Source organism: Sorangium sp. So ce362, from assembly GCF_051519845.1.
Taxonomy (GTDB): Bacteria; Myxococcota_A; Polyangia; order Polyangiales; family Polyangiaceae; genus Sorangium.
The window spans coordinates 4,598,288-4,611,712 of the sequence record NZ_CP150332.1 but is presented as its reverse complement, the minus strand read 5'-3'; the positions used below and the strand labels follow the sequence as shown (position 1 = coordinate 4,611,712).

Genomic DNA, 13,425 nt, shown 5'->3' with positions numbered 1-13,425 from the left:
CTGCCCGCAGCCGATCGCCTCGCGCCTACTTCACGCTGGCGGGCTTCGTCTCTGCCGGCTTCTGATCGGCGGGCTTCGCCGCGGCGGGCTTCGTGTCCCCTGGCTTCGCGGCCGCGGGCGGCGCGGCAGCAGCAGGTTGCGCGGCCGCGGGCGGCGCGGCAGCAGCAGGTTGCGCGGCCGCGGGCGGCGGCGCGGCGGGCTTCGCGTCGGCCGGCTTCGCCGCGGCCGGCTTCGCGTCGGAGCTCTTCGGGGCCGGGGCGGCCTTCGGCGCGGAGGCGGGCACGCCGGCGGGCTTGAGGCCCTTGGTGAGGGCCGCGGCGCAGGCGAGCGCGACGCCCGTGTCCTTGCCATCGAGCCGCATGATCTTGATCTCGACCCGGCGGTTCGCCTCCTTCGCCTCCTCGGTTTCGCCCGGATCGGTCGCGCAGTGCGCGCCGTAGCCGGCGGACCGCACCCGGTTCTTCTCGACGCCGAGCGCCACGAGCGCCTTCACCACCGCGTCCGCGCGCTTCTTCGTGAGCGTCACGGTGGCGTAGTCGCTGCCGACCTTCTCGGAGTAGGCCGCGACCTCGGCGAACTGGATCTGCGGATGGTCCTTGATGACCTGGGCGATGTTGGCGAGGAGCTCCTGCGAGGCCGGCTCGATATCAGCCTTGCCGGCGGCGAAGGCGATCTTCTCGTTGAGCTGCACCTCGTTGTCGAGGAGAACGACCCTCGGGACGTCGGGACAGCCGTCCTCGTCCTTGTAATTGTTCACGACCTCGGCCTCGGTCGGGCACTTGTCGGCCTCGGCCACGATGCCGTCTCCGTCCGGGTCGGTGGACTTGCAACCGTCCTTGGCGTCGGGCGGCAGACCGTCCTCTTTCTCGGCGACGCACTTATCATCGCTGTCGATCACGCCGTCCGCGTCCGCGTCGGGGGGGGGCGGCGGCGGCGCCGGGGGCGGCGGCGGCGCGGGCGGCTGCGCCGGCGGCTGCGCCTGCATCTGGGGCTCTCTCGCGCAGCCGGCGTTCGCGGCGAGCAGCGATACTGCGAATGCCATTCCAAGCCATCTCGTGGTTCGCATCTCCGGGGCTCCTCTCCTTGGCGTCCTTGATTGCGCCGAGCGCCAGCGTGTTTAGACGACCACGCCGGAAACTGCGAGATTTAATCGCACGGCGAGGCGGGCGGCTCCCCCTCGGCAGCGCGTCGGACCCCGCTCCGGAGGTGAGAGCGCCGCTGGCGAGCCATCGAGATCGACCCGGCCCCCGGCGGGTGGTTCGCTTTCCCGGCCGACGGAACTAGCGTTTCTTTGACGAGAAATCCATCGTCTCAGGCGGCACCTTACCCTTCAGGTCAGGCGCCTGCGGCTTCTTCGACTTGAGCGGTTGTCCCACTGGCGCCGACAGGGTGGGCGTCAGTGCGGACGTCGGCGCGGGCGTCGGTGCGACCTTCTGGCGGGGCTGTGGCGAGGAGCGAACATCGTTCGAGTCCCGCTCTGTCGGCTTCTTGACGGGCCCCGGCGCCGGGGGCTCGTCGGTCGGCGCGCGGAGCGCCTCGAGCGCGCGCTGGCGCGCCGCCGCGACGCCCGGCGCGGTGCGGCCTCGAGGATCGAGCCGGTCCGCCTCGTCGAGCTGGTCGAGGCACCGGCGCCACGCCGCCTCGTCGCAGGCGCGCAGCGCCTCGGCCCGCAGCGAGCGCGCGCGATCCAGCGGATCGAGCGGCGACGGCGTCTCGATGGGCGGGGCGCTCGGCGGCGGCTCGGGCAGGGGCGCGACCTCGGGCAGGTCCTTCGTCGAGCGCAGGAGCCGGACGAGGACGATCGCGAGGATCGCCAGGGCTGCGACGGCGGCGAGCTCCGCGAGCCAGCGCTCCCGCATCCACCGCCGCATCCGCGACACGCGCTGACGCACCCGGGCGGCCGGCACCTGCTCGTCGGCGGCGATGCTCTCGAGCTTCTCTCCTTCCCCTTCGCGGGCCATCCACGAGAGCGTCTGCTGCGCGTCGCGGGTCGCCGCGGCCTGCTCTTCTGCCCAGCGCGCCAGCTCGCGCGCCTCGACGGGCGGCGGACCGACCGGCAGGTCGGGCAGCTCGGTCGCGGTCTCGCGGAACGAGCGCCGGTGGTGGTCGGCCACCTTGTGGCGCGCGATCCCGAGCAGCCAGCGCCGGAGCTCCGTCGGATCGACCGGGCGCGCGGGCGAGGCGAGCGCGTCGCAGAGGACGGTCTGCACCACGTCGTCGACCTCGCCGCTCGGCACCCGCCGTCGCACGAACTCCTCGAGGGCGCGGCGGATCCCTGGCTCGGCCAGGGGGTTCGTCGCGGGGGCGCTGCGCTCGGTGGTCATCGTCGTGCTCATCGACCTCTGCATCGCGCGGCGGCCGCGGAGTGTGACGAGCCCGATCGAGAATACGGCAGACCTCGCGTGGGCGTCACACTCCGTCGCGCGGGCCCGACGGGCGGGCATGATCCTCCGGCCCCCTGCTGTCCTCGCCGCGGCGCTGTTCGCTGCGTCCCTCGCCCCGGCCGCTGCCGCCCGCGCGCCGCGCCCCGCGGGGGCCTCCTTGCCGCGGGTCACCGAGATCCGGATCGACAAGAGCGAGCACACGCTCGATCTTGTGGCGGGCGACGAGATCGTCCGGTCCTACCGGGTCGCCCTGGGGCCGGGTGGGCCGGGGCCGAAGCTCTACGAGGGCGACCGGCGGACCCCTGTCGGCACGTACCGCGTCGCCGGCCGCATCAACGGCCTGTTTCATCAGTTCCTGCTCGTCAGCTACCCGAACGAGGAAGACCGCCGGCGCTTCGCCGAGCTCAGGCGGCGCGGCGAGGTCCCGCCGGGCCGCGGCGTCGGGCACAGCATCGGGATCCACGGCGTCGGCGACGTGCAGCGCGCCGGCGTGCACAAGGAGAGCGACTGGACGCTCGGGTGCATCGCGCTCGACGACGACGAGATTGACGAGGTCGCGCGGCGAACGCCGGACGGCGCCAAGATCGTGATCACTGATTGAACGGGGGGGTGCTAGGGTAGCCGGTCACATCGACGGGCTGTCCGCCGATGATGAGAGCGCGACGGCCCGACCGGCGCCGCCCTCATGCCCGCCCGGGAGATCGTGCATGTCTCGCCGTTACTGGCTGATGAAGAGCGAGCCTCAGAAATATTCGTTCGCGCAGCTCATGCGCGATGGCCAGACGATGTGGGACGGCGTCCGGAACTTCGAGGCCCGCAACAACATGCGGGCCATGAAGCAGGGGGATCTCGTGCTCTTCTATCACTCGAGCGAGGGCAAGGCGGTCGCGGGCGTGGCGCGCGTCAAGCGCGAGGCGTACCCCGATCCGACCGCCGATGCGGAGGAGGACTGGAGCGTCGTGGACATCGAGCCGGTCGCGCCGCTCAAGGTGCAGGTGACCCTTGACACGATCCGCGGCGACGAGTCGCTGGTCGAGATCTCGCTCCTGAAGCGGTCCCGGCTGAGCGTGGTGCCCGTCTCGAAGGAGCACTTCGATCGGGTGCTGAAGCTGGGCAAGACCAAGATCGCTTGACGCGGGCGCCCGGGGTAACGACTAATCCCGGCGTGAACCTCCGCCTTGGAGCCCGAGCTCTCGCCCTCCTCTTCCTCTCCAGCGTCGCGTGCGGTGGCCCGCCGACGCCGTCCCCGATCGAGGGCGAGCCGATCTGCCCCGACTTCGAGATCGGCGCGGCGCGCGCGCCGATGCGCGGCAGCCTTCGCTTCCCGATCGCGCTGACGGTGCGCGAAGGCAAGGAGCCGATCACGCGGACGACGCTCACCGGGCGCCGGTCGAAGGACGATCCGGCGAACCGCATCCTCCTCGGCGACGAGGACGCCGAGTACGAGATCGAGTGGGCGCAGTGCGAGAACGAGCGCGCGCCGAGGGCGCGCAAGCAGGTGCGCGGCACGAAGGACGCCTCCGAGTACGAGTGCGGCAACGCGGCCGTGTACAAGACCGACAAGCTCGTCACCCGGAAGGGCGACGCCGCGTCGCGCACGGTCCACTTCGCGGCGCCGCCGAAGCCGGCGTGCTGGGAGAGCGAGCTTCCTCCGGCCGGGGCCCTTCCCTCGCCCGACGCGGGCGCCGAGCCGGCAGCCGCCGATGCGGGCGCCGCCGAGCCGGCAGCCGCCGATGCGGGCGCGGGTGCGGCCGACGCGGGCGCGGGTGCGGCCGACGCGGGCGCCGCCAGCGCGGGGGCCACGGGCGCCGCCGCGGCGCGGGTGGACGCGGGTGCCTCGCGCGATGGGGGGGCAGGCGGCGCTGCCAAGCCGCCCCCCCGCGCCGCCGGGGGCGACGCGGGTCCCCTCCCGCAGGACAACTAGCGGGCGCGAAGGGCTCTTCGCTCCGGGATGTAAGGCGAAGAGAAAAAAACGCAAAGGCGCAAAGACGCAAAGACGCAAGAAGCGGTCAAGAGGCGCGAGGCGGCTCTTCTCCCGGCGTCCTTGCGGATGCGAAGCGGGACAGCACAAGACGCCAGGGCGCTCTCTCCTTCTGGCGTCCTTCGATTCTTTCTCTTCTCCTTGCGCCTTTGCGCCTTTTTTCTCTTTCTCTTCTGTCCGCTCGCCGCCCTAGCTGCGCCCTCCGGGCTTCGTGATCGGCAGCCCCGGCTCCAGCTTCGCCGGGTTGAACATGCCCGCGCGTTTGTGGTGATTCGCGTGCATGTAGATCCCGTGCCAGAGGAGGTTACCGATCCGGTAGTACCCGTGGTTCAGGTTCACCGGCTTGAAGTCGCCGTCCGGCGAGGACGCGTTGTGCGTCGACCAGTTGAAGTGCACGAGGTGCAGAAAGCCGACGATCGACGCCGGCACGAAGAGGACGAAGAACCCGATCGGGCCGAGGAACACGTACCAGCACGCGATGAGCAGCAGGTTCGTCGCGTAGCTCACGTAGGCGCGGATCCGCTCGTAGCGGCGGCTCTCGGGCGAATCGCCGTAGAGCTCGAAGTAGATCTGCTGGAGCTGGCGCTCCACGTTCACCACCGTCTTCACCAGGAACAGCCAGTAGCTGGCCACGACCGGGTGCGGATCCCTGTCGACGTCATCCGAGTAGCGATGGTGGCGCTGGTGGATCACCTCCCACGAGGCGAACCGCGTGAGCGCCACGAGCCCGCAAAACTCGCCGACGAGCCGGTTGATCGGCCGGGGGAAATTGTTATGTGTCGCGTTGTGGATGAACACGCTGCAGAGGATCTGCGCATGGCAGACCAGCGGCAGGAGCAGCCAGAGGCGGTCGTCCCATCGCTCGATCAACGACCCGTACCCGCCGAGGTGCATGCACGCGAGGAAGGTCGCGCACGCGAGCGCGTAGAAGCCGTCGTAATAAAGGTAAAAATACCGGTTTCGTCGGAGCTGCGTGAACGGCAGCGACGTCAACGTGGAGACGATGACAGACACGTGCTTGAGCCTCCCCCGCGCCCGAACGGCGCAGCGCTGGCGCGGATCGGACCGCGCAGCGCCCCCGCGCCCCGGGCTGCTGCCGCCTGGACTCGCACACCGCCAGTCCAGGCTCCTCGAATACACCGGTCCGTCACTTCCGTCCACGGTCTCTCCATGCGCCCGCCACCCTCGGCAGGATTTCGGCGCGCGCGACCGGATTCCTGCGCGCAACGCGCGCGTGCGAACGCGAGTTCGCAGCTCGCCGGGAATCCCGGGAGACGCGCGGCGCGGGTGACGCGACCGTGCGAGGCGCCTCCACGCGGCGCTCTCAACATTGTTTGGGCCGGGCAAGAGTGATAGTGACGGTGGGGTGACAGTCGAAGTCGCCACACCCGCTCCCGCATCCAGCGGGGCGGAGCGCCCCGGCGCGACCGGGGCTTCGGGGAGGGACGAATCACCCGCTCAGGGGGGGCCTGCGGGGCAGCGGGGCGCGGTCGCGAGCAGCCTGCATCGGGACGCGCGCCGCGAGCCCTGGCTCCTGAAGCACCCTGCCGAGCGGCGGCAGATCGGGATCGTCGCCGCTTACCTCGGCCTGCTCGCCGCGATGTTCTGCGTGCCCGCGTGCCGCAACGTCCTCTTCTTCGCGGCGGCCTGCTGCCTCAGCTTCCTCAACGCGGTGGTCATCCACAACCACCTGCACCAGGGCATCTTCCGTAGCCGCCGACTGAACATGCTCTGGCGCTGCGTGCTCAGCTTCGGCGCGCTCTACCCGGCGTCGGCCAACGTCCCCTCTCACAACCTGGTTCACCACCACTTCGACGACGAGGGCCAGCCCGACTGGGCGGCGCCGGAGCACGTCTCGTTCCGGTGGAACCTCCTCAATCTGATCCACTTCCCCAACGTGGCTGGGCCGAACACCTTCGCCGGCGTCGCGCGCTGGAACGCGCTCGCCGGCCGGCGCGAGATCGTCCGGCAATACCGGTGCGAGATGGCCTCCGCCTTCGGGCTCACCGGGGCGCTCCTCCTCGTCGATTTCTGGACGGCGCTCTTCTTCGTCGTGCTCCCGCAGCTCTACGGCGCGCGCTGCATCCTCCGGATCAACCTCCTCCAGCACGACGGGTGCGACGTCCAGAGCGAGTGGAACCACTCGCGCAACTTCGTCGGACGCGCCTTCAACTGGATCATGTGCAACAACGGTTACCACACGATCCACCACAACCGGGCTGGGCTCCACTGGTCGGTGCTCGCCGAGGCGCACCGGCGCGAGGTCGCGCCGCGCATCGATCCGGGGCTGAACGAGCCGAGCCTGCTCGGCTACCTGCTCCGGACCTACGTGCTCCGCTTCAACCGTCCCTCCCCCCGCGACGTCGCGAAGGCCGAGCGGTCCGCCCCGTCGATCGAGCTCTCGCCGCGCGCGCTCCGCCGCGCGGAGGCCGAGGCCGCCAGCGTGTAGGCGCCCGAGCGATGCTGTCGAGAGAGCTCATGGGCGCCCTCGCCCTGGCCATCCTCTGGGGGAACACCCTGCTCATCGTCGCGACCGCGCTCAAGCAGCTCGCCGCCGTCGCGGCGACGCTCCGGCGGCTCGGCGCGCCGCGCGGCGACGGCGCCTCGCTGCTCGAGGCGCGCGTCCTCGGCGGCGACGGGCGCGGCGGCGCGCTCGCCGGCCACCGGATCGAGCAGGTGGGCCGCGCCGGCGCCGGGGGCCGCGCGCTCGACGAGATCGTCTTCGCCGACAGCGGCCACGGCGGCGAGATCTACGGCGGCGCCGTCGTCGCGGGCGGGCGGGAGCTCGCGGTCGCGCCCGCCGTGGAGAGCGAGGTCTGGGTGTCGAGGGCCGAGGTCCGCGCGGCCTCCGCGTGCCCCTCGGAGGCGCGGTTCGACGAGGCCTACCAGCACGCGCGCAAGCCGCGCGGCTTCTCCAGGACCGTGGAGGCCAGGATCTGCGCGGGCGCGCCGGTGTGGCTGCTCGGCGCGGTGGAGGGCGGCGCGGGCGGCGTGGATCGGATGCGCCCGACCCTCGTGTCCAGCATGGATCCGCGCGCCTTTTGCCGCGGGAAGCTCGCGCTGCTCTCGCTCGGCGTGGCCGGCATCCTCGGCGCGCTCGTGGGCTGCACCGCGCTCGCGCTGTCGCGGCCGCGCTTCGGTCCCGAGAGCACCGCCGGCGCCGCGCTCTGCCTCGCGTTCTTCCTGCTCGTCCAGCCGCTCGGGACCGCCCTGCGCGACGCCGCGCGCCCCCCGAGCGCCGCGCCCGCGCGCGGCCGCTGGGTCCGGAAGCGCGCGGGCAGCGCCTCGCGGGTGATCGCCTCCGGCTAGCGGCGAGAGCAACCGATCGAGCGCGTCCACTGGCAGCCGGCCGAGCCGCTCGACCGAGCGATCGGCGCCGAGCTCCGCGTGCCGCGTCACAGATTTCTTGCTATCGCTCCCCCGCGATCCTCGGCGGCCGCAGAGGGACCTCGGCCTTGCCCTCCCGCCGCGCGCGATCCGCTGTTCCGCGGGGAGCCCGTTCCCCAGGACGTGGTCCACCCCGGCGCCCTCGCGCCCTCACCGTTTCCTTCAGCCCCGGATCCCCTGACCTCCTCCATGCCCTCTCCGCAGCTTCCACCCGCGGCGCCTCGCCCGTCGACCTCCCCCGCCCAGGACCCCTCACCCCGCGCCGCGCCGCCCTCCTCGAAGGGTGGCGGGTTCGCCGCGCGCCTCGCCGAGCTCCAGGTGAACCGGCCTGCGCTGCCGCTGCTCGCGGCCGGGCTCCTCACCGTCATCGCCCTCTTCCTGGCGACGCGGCTCCAGGTGCTGACGGGGTTCGAGTCGCTCCTGCCGGCGTCGCGGCCGAGCGTGCAGGAGCTCGACCGGGTCGCGGCCAAGACGGCCGGCGTGTCGACGCTCTTCGTCGTGCTGCAGGGCGGCGAGGGCACGTCCACGGTCGCGCTGCAGAAGGCCGCGGACGCGCTCGTACCCGAGATCGAGCGGCTCGGGCCGCCGTGGGTCGGCAGCGTCGAGAACGGCGTCCACGAGGCCTTCCGCTACCTCTCGCCGCGCGCCGGGCTCTACGTCGAGCACGACAGGCTCACGAAGCTGCGGGACGACATCGAGGCGCGCTACGCCTACGAGGTCAACAAGGCGACCGGCGCGCTGCTCGACGACGACGAGCCGCCGCCCGAGGTGAGCGCCCGCTCGATCGAGCAGAGCCTCGGGCTCCAGGGGATCGACGCGGGTCGCTACCCCGACGGCTACTACCAGTCGAAGGACGGCAAGACCGTCGTCGTCGCCATCCGCTCGAAGGTGCTGGCGAGCGATTTCGCCGCCGGCACCGAGGCGATCCGGCGCGTGCGCGAGGTCGTCGATCGCGTGCACCCCGCCTCGTTCGATCCCGGGATCACCTACGGCCTCGCCGGCGATCTGCAGACCGGGATCGCCGAGTACGCGGCGATCAACGAGGACCTGACCGACGTCGGCGTCGCGGGCGCCGTGCTCATCGCCGCGGTCGTGTTCCTCTACTACCTGCGCGTGCGCATGCTCGTCGCCATGCTGATCACGATCGTCACCGGCGTCGCCTGGACGTTCGGGGTCACCCAGCTCGCGCTCGGCCACCTCAACATGGCGACCGGGTTCCTCTTCTCGATCGTCGCCGGCAACGGGATCAACTTCGGCATCATCTACATGGCGCGCTACCTCGAGGCGCGCCGCAGCGGCGCGAGCCTGCTCGAGGGCGTGCGCGTCGCCCACCGCGAGACCTGGCTGCCCACGCTCACGGCCGGCTGCGCCGCCGCGGCCGCCTACGGCTCGCTGCTCGCCACCGACTTCCGCGGCTTCCACGACTTCGGCCTCATCGGCGGCGCCGGCATGGTGCTCTGCTGGGTCGCCACGTTCGTCGCGCTGCCGAGCGTCCTCGCGGTGATGGAGCGGCTCAGCCCCCTCGATCGGGAGTCGCCGGGGCTGCTCGGCAGGTTCCGGCGGCGCACCCAGGGCGGCATGGCGTTCGGCGAGCCGTTCGCGCGGCTCGCGGCGCGGAGCCCGGCCGGCCTGACGGTCGCGGGGCTCGCCCTGGCCGCGGTCGGCCTCGTCGCGGCGGTCGGCTACGTGCGCGCCAATCCGATGGAGTACGACCTCCGGAACCTCCGCAACGACGAGCGGGTGCGCGCCGAGCAGATCCGGCTGGGCGCGCTCGCGGAGGAGATCACGGGCTACGTGGGCACCGACGGCATGGCGATCCTCGTGGATCGGCCCGAGCAGGTCGAGCCGCTGCGCGCGGCGCTCTACGCGCGGCGCGACGCGGCGTCCGAGGGCGAGAAGCCGTTCAAGGAGATCTACGCCCTCCAGGATCTGGTCCCGAGGGATCAGGACGCGAAGATCCCGCTGCTCCAGGAGATCAAGGAGCGCGTCCTGCGGGCGAGGAAGCGCGGCCTCCTCGGCGACGAGGACTGGAGCCGGATCCAGGCGGTCATTCCGCCGGACGATCTCGCGCCGTTCGGCATCGACGATCTGCCGGCGGGGGTGGCGCGCGCCTTCACGGAGACGGACGGGACGCGCGGTCGCATCGTGTACATCAGCCCGATCACGTCCGAGAGCGTGCACGACGCGCACTACCTCTTCCGCTGGGCCGACGCGTACCGCGAGACGCGGCTCCCTGACGGCAGCGTCGTGCGCGGCTCGGGGCGCGCGGTCATCTACGCGGACATGTGGGCGGCGGTCATCGACGACGTACCGCCGGCGGTGCTCTTCTCGCTGGCCGCGACGGTCCTCGTCGTGCTCGTCGCCTTCCGCGGCGGCCGCCCGGCGTTCGCCGTGCTCGGCGCGCTGCTCGTCGGCGTCTTCTGGATGGCGGGGCTGCTCGTGCTGATGGGCGTGAAGCTCAACTTCCTGAACTTCATCGCGTTGCCGCTGACGTTCGGCATCGGCGTCGACTACGCCGTGAACATCGTGCAGCGCTACGCGCGCGAGGGCGCCGGCGGCGCGCTCACGGCGGTGCGCGAGACGGGCGGGGCGGTGATCCTCTGCAGCCTCACGACGGCGCTGGGCTACCTCGCCCTGATCCGCTCGCAGAACCACGCGGTGCGGAGCCTCGGCATGGCCGCCGTCATCGGCGAGGTCGCCTGCCTCTTCGCCGCCGTGCTGGTGCTGCCCGCGGCGCTCGTCTGGCGCGACCGGCGCCGCGCCAAGGGCGCGGAGAGCTTCGTCGCCGTCGGCCGCCCGACGACCTGAACACGGCGCCGGCGCTCCGCTCGCCTCCTGACGGGCTCGAACCGTTGCGACCCCCGGCGCCGGCCCCTCCCAACGGTTGCGATCCGTGGCTGCCCCCCGGCGCCGGCCCCTCCCAATGGTTGCCGCAGGGCGGCGTTGTGAGCGCGCGCCCCTCACGGCGCCGCGCGCAGATCCGCGCAGCACCGCACGCCGGTCGAGTAGTCGAAGTGCGTGACATCGTGCGACACGACGCGCGACATGCACCCTTCCCTTGTCGCGCGCGCATAGAACCCGCCGACGAACGTCCCCTCCGGATCGTCGATCCACTCGTCCAGGTTCCCCACCATGTCGGCGATCGCGTCGCCCTCCCACGCGCTCGCGCACGTCGCGGTCTCGCCCGTCCGCCGCAGGAGCGGCGCGCCGCCGACGCGCACAAGGTTGAGCCGCGGATCGCTGTGCCCGAGGGTCACGTCGCGGTGGAGCACGGCGGCCGGGTGGGCCTCGCGGAACACGTTGCACCGCCCGTCCGCGTAGGTCGGCCCGTACGGGAACCGCTCGTCGCGCTCGCCGCGGCACGCCGTCCGCCACTCCTCGAGGGCGCAGAGCCGCTTGCCCGCGTTCCGGCACGCGAGCTCGGCCTGCGCGCCGCTCGTGTAGCCCTGCGGGAGCACCCCCCGGCGCGACACGGCGCGCGGCTCGAAATCGCGCCGCTTCTGCCATCCGGGAAGGAGCGGCAGCTCCATGCGCCGCGCCTCCGCGTCGCCGAGCTGAAGCCGCATCTTCGACCAGGCACGCTCGACCGACGAGGCCGCCTGCCGCGACGGCGGGTAGAACGCCGAGATCTCGAGCCCCGTCTCCCTGTCGAGCAGCACCGCTTCATAGCGATCCACGCAGAACCGGCGCGCGACCCGCACCATCTCCGGCGGGCAGCGCGGCTCCGCGGGCGGCGCCGGCGCCCTCGGCCCGGGCGGCGCCCCCACGAGCGGCGGCGCCACCTCCACGGGGCCGGCCCCCGCGTCCGTCGCGCCGGCCCCTGCATCCACGGCGCCGGCCCCCGCGTCCTCCGCTCCGGGCTCCCGCTCCGAGCGGCAGCCGACGAGCGCCGCGCACGCGAGCGCCGTAGAGACGAGCGCCGCCGCCGCAGCCGCTCTCGCGTCGCGGCGGCCGGCGCGAGGCCGCGCGGGGCGCTCAGCGGATCGCGCCGGCATAGGGGTCCATGGACGCGGGCTCGCGGCAGAAGAAGCGGCGGAGCACGAGGTAATGGTGGAGCGGCAGGAGCCGCGTCTGCTCCCGCATCGAGAGCCCCATCCGGCTGATCTCGGCGCCCGGGAACGGCGTCTTCGGGTAGCAGCGGACGATCCCGGAGAGCGCCTCGTACTCGTCGAGCAGCCCGAGCACGTGACCCACCTCGTGGGCGAGCACCGGCAGCGACCAGCCGGCCCGCATCGCGCTGAAGTAGGGCGTCCGCCCGCAGGTCGGCGAGAGCGGCACCGCGAGGTCGACCCGCAGCGCCCTCCCGCGCGCGTCGTCCGCGAGCACGAAGTCGAAATCATAGCGCACCGGCAGCCCGAAGGCGCGCGCGTCGCGGTTCCAGTACCCCTCGACCTCGCTCGACCAGCGCGCGAGCAGCGCGCGGATCGCGGCCGGCGTCGCCCTGGCCGTGAACTCGCCGGAGCCCGGGCAGGCGTCCGTCGACGCGGCGCGCGCGTACGGCGTCCCGCGGCACGCCATGGCGCCCCCGAGCGCACCGGAGAGCCCGCAGTCGGGCAGCTCGAGCCAGCCCGCGCCCGCCGGCGGCTCGACCGCGATGCGGACCTCGACCTCCCACGCGCCGCCGCGCCGCCGCACGAGGTAGCTCATCGGGCCGAAGAAGAGGCCGTAATGCGGCATCATCCCGGCGATCCGCCGCTCGCCCTCCGGCACCTCCCCGCCGAAGACGTCGCGCGGAGCCGGCAGGCACAGGTACGCGTCCTTCGCGATCGTGTCGGCCAGGATGTCCTGGAACGTGGCCTCGCGCCCTTCGAGGAGCGCCCCGCTCATCCCCTCGAGCTCCGCGGCCACCGCCGCGATCGGCAGCTCGCGCCCGGCGGCCGCGCCGCCCGCCGCGCCGGCCCCCTCGCGCGCAGCACCCCCGCAGCCCGCTGCCCCCAGCGAGAGCGCCGCGAGCACCGGGAGCGCCGCGCCGCCATGGACACTTTGTCTTGCGCCTGCAGTCCGAAGAGAGGTACGTCGTCCGTGAAACACTGCACGGTGACGGTGCGTCCGGGCCGCTGAGGACACGCCGCAGGACGCCGTGCGCGCAGGGGGGACTCGCGTGGGCGTGGAGGTCAACGCCGCTCACTTACGGGGAGTTGGATGAAGAATCAACGCGTCCGAGGTGAAACCGCGGAACCGGGCGGGCGTAGTGACGCGTGGCGAGGGCTCGGCGCGGTCGCGGAGACCGGCGAGGCCCGATGAGCCCAGACGCGCGGGCGCGCCATGCGGGCGGGGCGCGCGCTGGGCTCGGTGCACTCGACGAATGACGAAGGTGGAGGTTCAGATGGCGATGGATATGGGCAGGTCGTTGGCGTTCACGGCGGTGTCGGGCATGGTGGCGGGCCTCGCGGGCTGCGGCTCGTCGCCGCCGCCCACCGCCGAGACCGGGGCCCCCCCGGCCGAGCCGGCGGCTGCAGAGGCGCCCGAGGACGGCGCCAAGGCGTGCTGTGCCGGCAAGAACGAGTGCAAGGGCAAGGGCGGCTGCAAGTCCGATACCCACGCTTGCGCTGGCCAGAACGAGTGCAAGGGCAAGGGCGGCTGCAAGCCGGCCGACTGCGGCGGCCACTGATCCGCTGAGGCGCGCGACAGCCCGGCCCCGCGGGGCCGGGCGACGCCGCGACGTGGTGATCC

At 72.9% G+C, this 13,425-nt stretch carries 12 protein-coding genes; 7 read left to right on the top strand and 5 right to left on the bottom strand.

Annotated elements, in window-relative coordinates; all coding sequences use genetic code 11:
- Window positions 1-25 precede the first annotated feature (25 nt).
- Both WMF17_RS17870 and WMF17_RS17865 read right to left on the bottom strand, forming a co-directional pair.
- Window positions 26-1,042 (bottom strand): OmpA family protein, encoded by a 1,017-nt coding sequence (locus WMF17_RS17870; RefSeq protein WP_437650560.1) that lies wholly within the window; start codon window positions 1,040-1,042, stop codon window positions 26-28.
- A 238-nt stretch (window positions 1,043-1,280) separates the two neighbouring features.
- Entirely contained in the window at window positions 1,281-2,336 is a 1,056-nt protein-coding gene (locus tag WMF17_RS17865; RefSeq protein ID WP_437603288.1) for an RNA polymerase sigma factor, read from the bottom strand.
- 106 nt (window positions 2,337-2,442) lie between these two features.
- On the opposite strand from WMF17_RS17865, the gene WMF17_RS17860 reads away from it, so the two are divergent.
- The 3 genes from WMF17_RS17860 to WMF17_RS17850 all read left to right on the top strand — a co-directional run bounded on the left by WMF17_RS17860 (window position 2,443) and on the right by WMF17_RS17850 (window position 4,308).
- The gene (locus tag WMF17_RS17860; protein ID WP_437603287.1) at window positions 2,443-2,985 is read left to right on the top strand and encodes a L,D-transpeptidase family protein; all 543 of its coding nucleotides are present in this window, start codon (window positions 2,443-2,445) and stop codon (window positions 2,983-2,985) included.
- A 106-nt stretch (window positions 2,986-3,091) separates the two neighbouring features.
- Entirely contained in the window at window positions 3,092-3,517 is a 426-nt protein-coding gene (locus tag WMF17_RS17855; RefSeq protein ID WP_437603286.1) for an EVE domain-containing protein, read from the top strand.
- Between the two features lie 32 nt (window positions 3,518-3,549).
- Window positions 3,550-4,308, top strand: a complete 759-nt coding sequence (locus WMF17_RS17850) for a hypothetical protein (RefSeq protein ID WP_437650559.1) — start codon at window positions 3,550-3,552, stop codon at window positions 4,306-4,308.
- A 246-nt stretch (window positions 4,309-4,554) separates the two neighbouring features.
- Here WMF17_RS17850 and WMF17_RS17845 read toward each other — a convergent pair whose 3' ends face one another.
- On the bottom strand, window positions 4,555-5,379 hold the full coding sequence (locus WMF17_RS17845; protein WP_437650558.1) for a fatty acid desaturase: 825 nt from the start codon (window positions 5,377-5,379) through the stop codon (window positions 4,555-4,557).
- 352 nt (window positions 5,380-5,731) lie between these two features.
- Between WMF17_RS17845 and WMF17_RS17840 the strand changes: the two genes are divergently transcribed.
- The 3 genes from WMF17_RS17840 (at window position 5,732) to WMF17_RS17830 (ending at window position 10,560) form a co-directional block, all read left to right on the top strand.
- Window positions 5,732-6,814 (top strand): fatty acid desaturase family protein, encoded by a 1,083-nt coding sequence (locus tag WMF17_RS17840; RefSeq protein WP_437650557.1) that lies wholly within the window; start codon window positions 5,732-5,734, stop codon window positions 6,812-6,814.
- Window positions 6,815-6,825: 11 nt separating this feature from the next.
- Window positions 6,826-7,674 carry a hypothetical protein gene (locus WMF17_RS17835; protein WP_437603282.1) on the top strand — a complete coding sequence of 283 codons (849 nt, stop codon included), beginning with the start codon at window positions 6,826-6,828 and terminating at the stop codon, window positions 7,672-7,674.
- 267 nt (window positions 7,675-7,941) lie between these two features.
- On the top strand, window positions 7,942-10,560 hold the full coding sequence (locus tag WMF17_RS17830) for an efflux RND transporter permease subunit (RefSeq protein WP_437603281.1): 2,619 nt from the start codon (window positions 7,942-7,944) through the stop codon (window positions 10,558-10,560).
- Between the two features lie 152 nt (window positions 10,561-10,712).
- On the opposite strand, the gene WMF17_RS17825 is transcribed toward WMF17_RS17830, so the two are convergent.
- Both WMF17_RS17825 and WMF17_RS17820 read right to left on the bottom strand, forming a co-directional pair.
- Window positions 10,713-11,747 carry a hypothetical protein gene (locus WMF17_RS17825; protein WP_437603280.1) on the bottom strand — a complete coding sequence of 345 codons (1,035 nt, stop codon included), beginning with the start codon at window positions 11,745-11,747 and terminating at the stop codon, window positions 10,713-10,715.
- A complete protein-coding gene (locus WMF17_RS17820; RefSeq protein ID WP_437650556.1) occupies window positions 11,728-12,708 on the bottom strand; it encodes a hypothetical protein in 981 nt (326 codons plus the stop codon). The genes WMF17_RS17825 and WMF17_RS17820 overlap by 20 nt, the downstream gene beginning before the upstream one ends.
- Window positions 12,709-13,057: 349 nt before the next feature.
- Here WMF17_RS17820 and WMF17_RS17815 point away from each other — a divergent pair, with 349 nt between their 5' ends.
- Window positions 13,058-13,363: a hypothetical protein gene (locus WMF17_RS17815; RefSeq protein WP_437650555.1), complete on the top strand. Its 306-nt coding sequence runs from the start codon at window positions 13,058-13,060 to the stop codon at window positions 13,361-13,363.
- Window positions 13,364-13,425 lie beyond the last annotated feature (62 nt).

Bases quoted from the DNA above. Each gene is read 5' to 3' on its own strand.
- WMF17_RS17865 (WP_437603288.1), bottom strand. From the start codon at position 2,336: ATGAGCACGACGATGACCACCGAGCGCAGCGCCCCCGCGACGAACCCC.
- WMF17_RS17825 (WP_437603280.1), bottom strand. From the start codon at position 11,747: ATGCCGGCGCGATCCGCTGAGCGCCCCGCGCGGCCTCGCGCCGGCCGC.
- WMF17_RS17855 (WP_437603286.1), top strand. From the start codon at position 3,092: ATGTCTCGCCGTTACTGGCTGATGAAGAGCGAGCCTCAGAAATATTCG.
- WMF17_RS17870 (WP_437650560.1), bottom strand. From the start codon at position 1,042: ATGGCATTCGCAGTATCGCTGCTCGCCGCGAACGCCGGCTGCGCGAGA.
- WMF17_RS17860 (WP_437603287.1), top strand. From the start codon at position 2,443: ATGATCCTCCGGCCCCCTGCTGTCCTCGCCGCGGCGCTGTTCGCTGCG.
- WMF17_RS17835 (WP_437603282.1), top strand. From the start codon at position 6,826: ATGCTGTCGAGAGAGCTCATGGGCGCCCTCGCCCTGGCCATCCTCTGG.
- WMF17_RS17815 (WP_437650555.1), top strand. From the start codon at position 13,058: ATGACGAAGGTGGAGGTTCAGATGGCGATGGATATGGGCAGGTCGTTG.
- WMF17_RS17830 (WP_437603281.1), top strand. From the start codon at position 7,942: ATGCCCTCTCCGCAGCTTCCACCCGCGGCGCCTCGCCCGTCGACCTCC.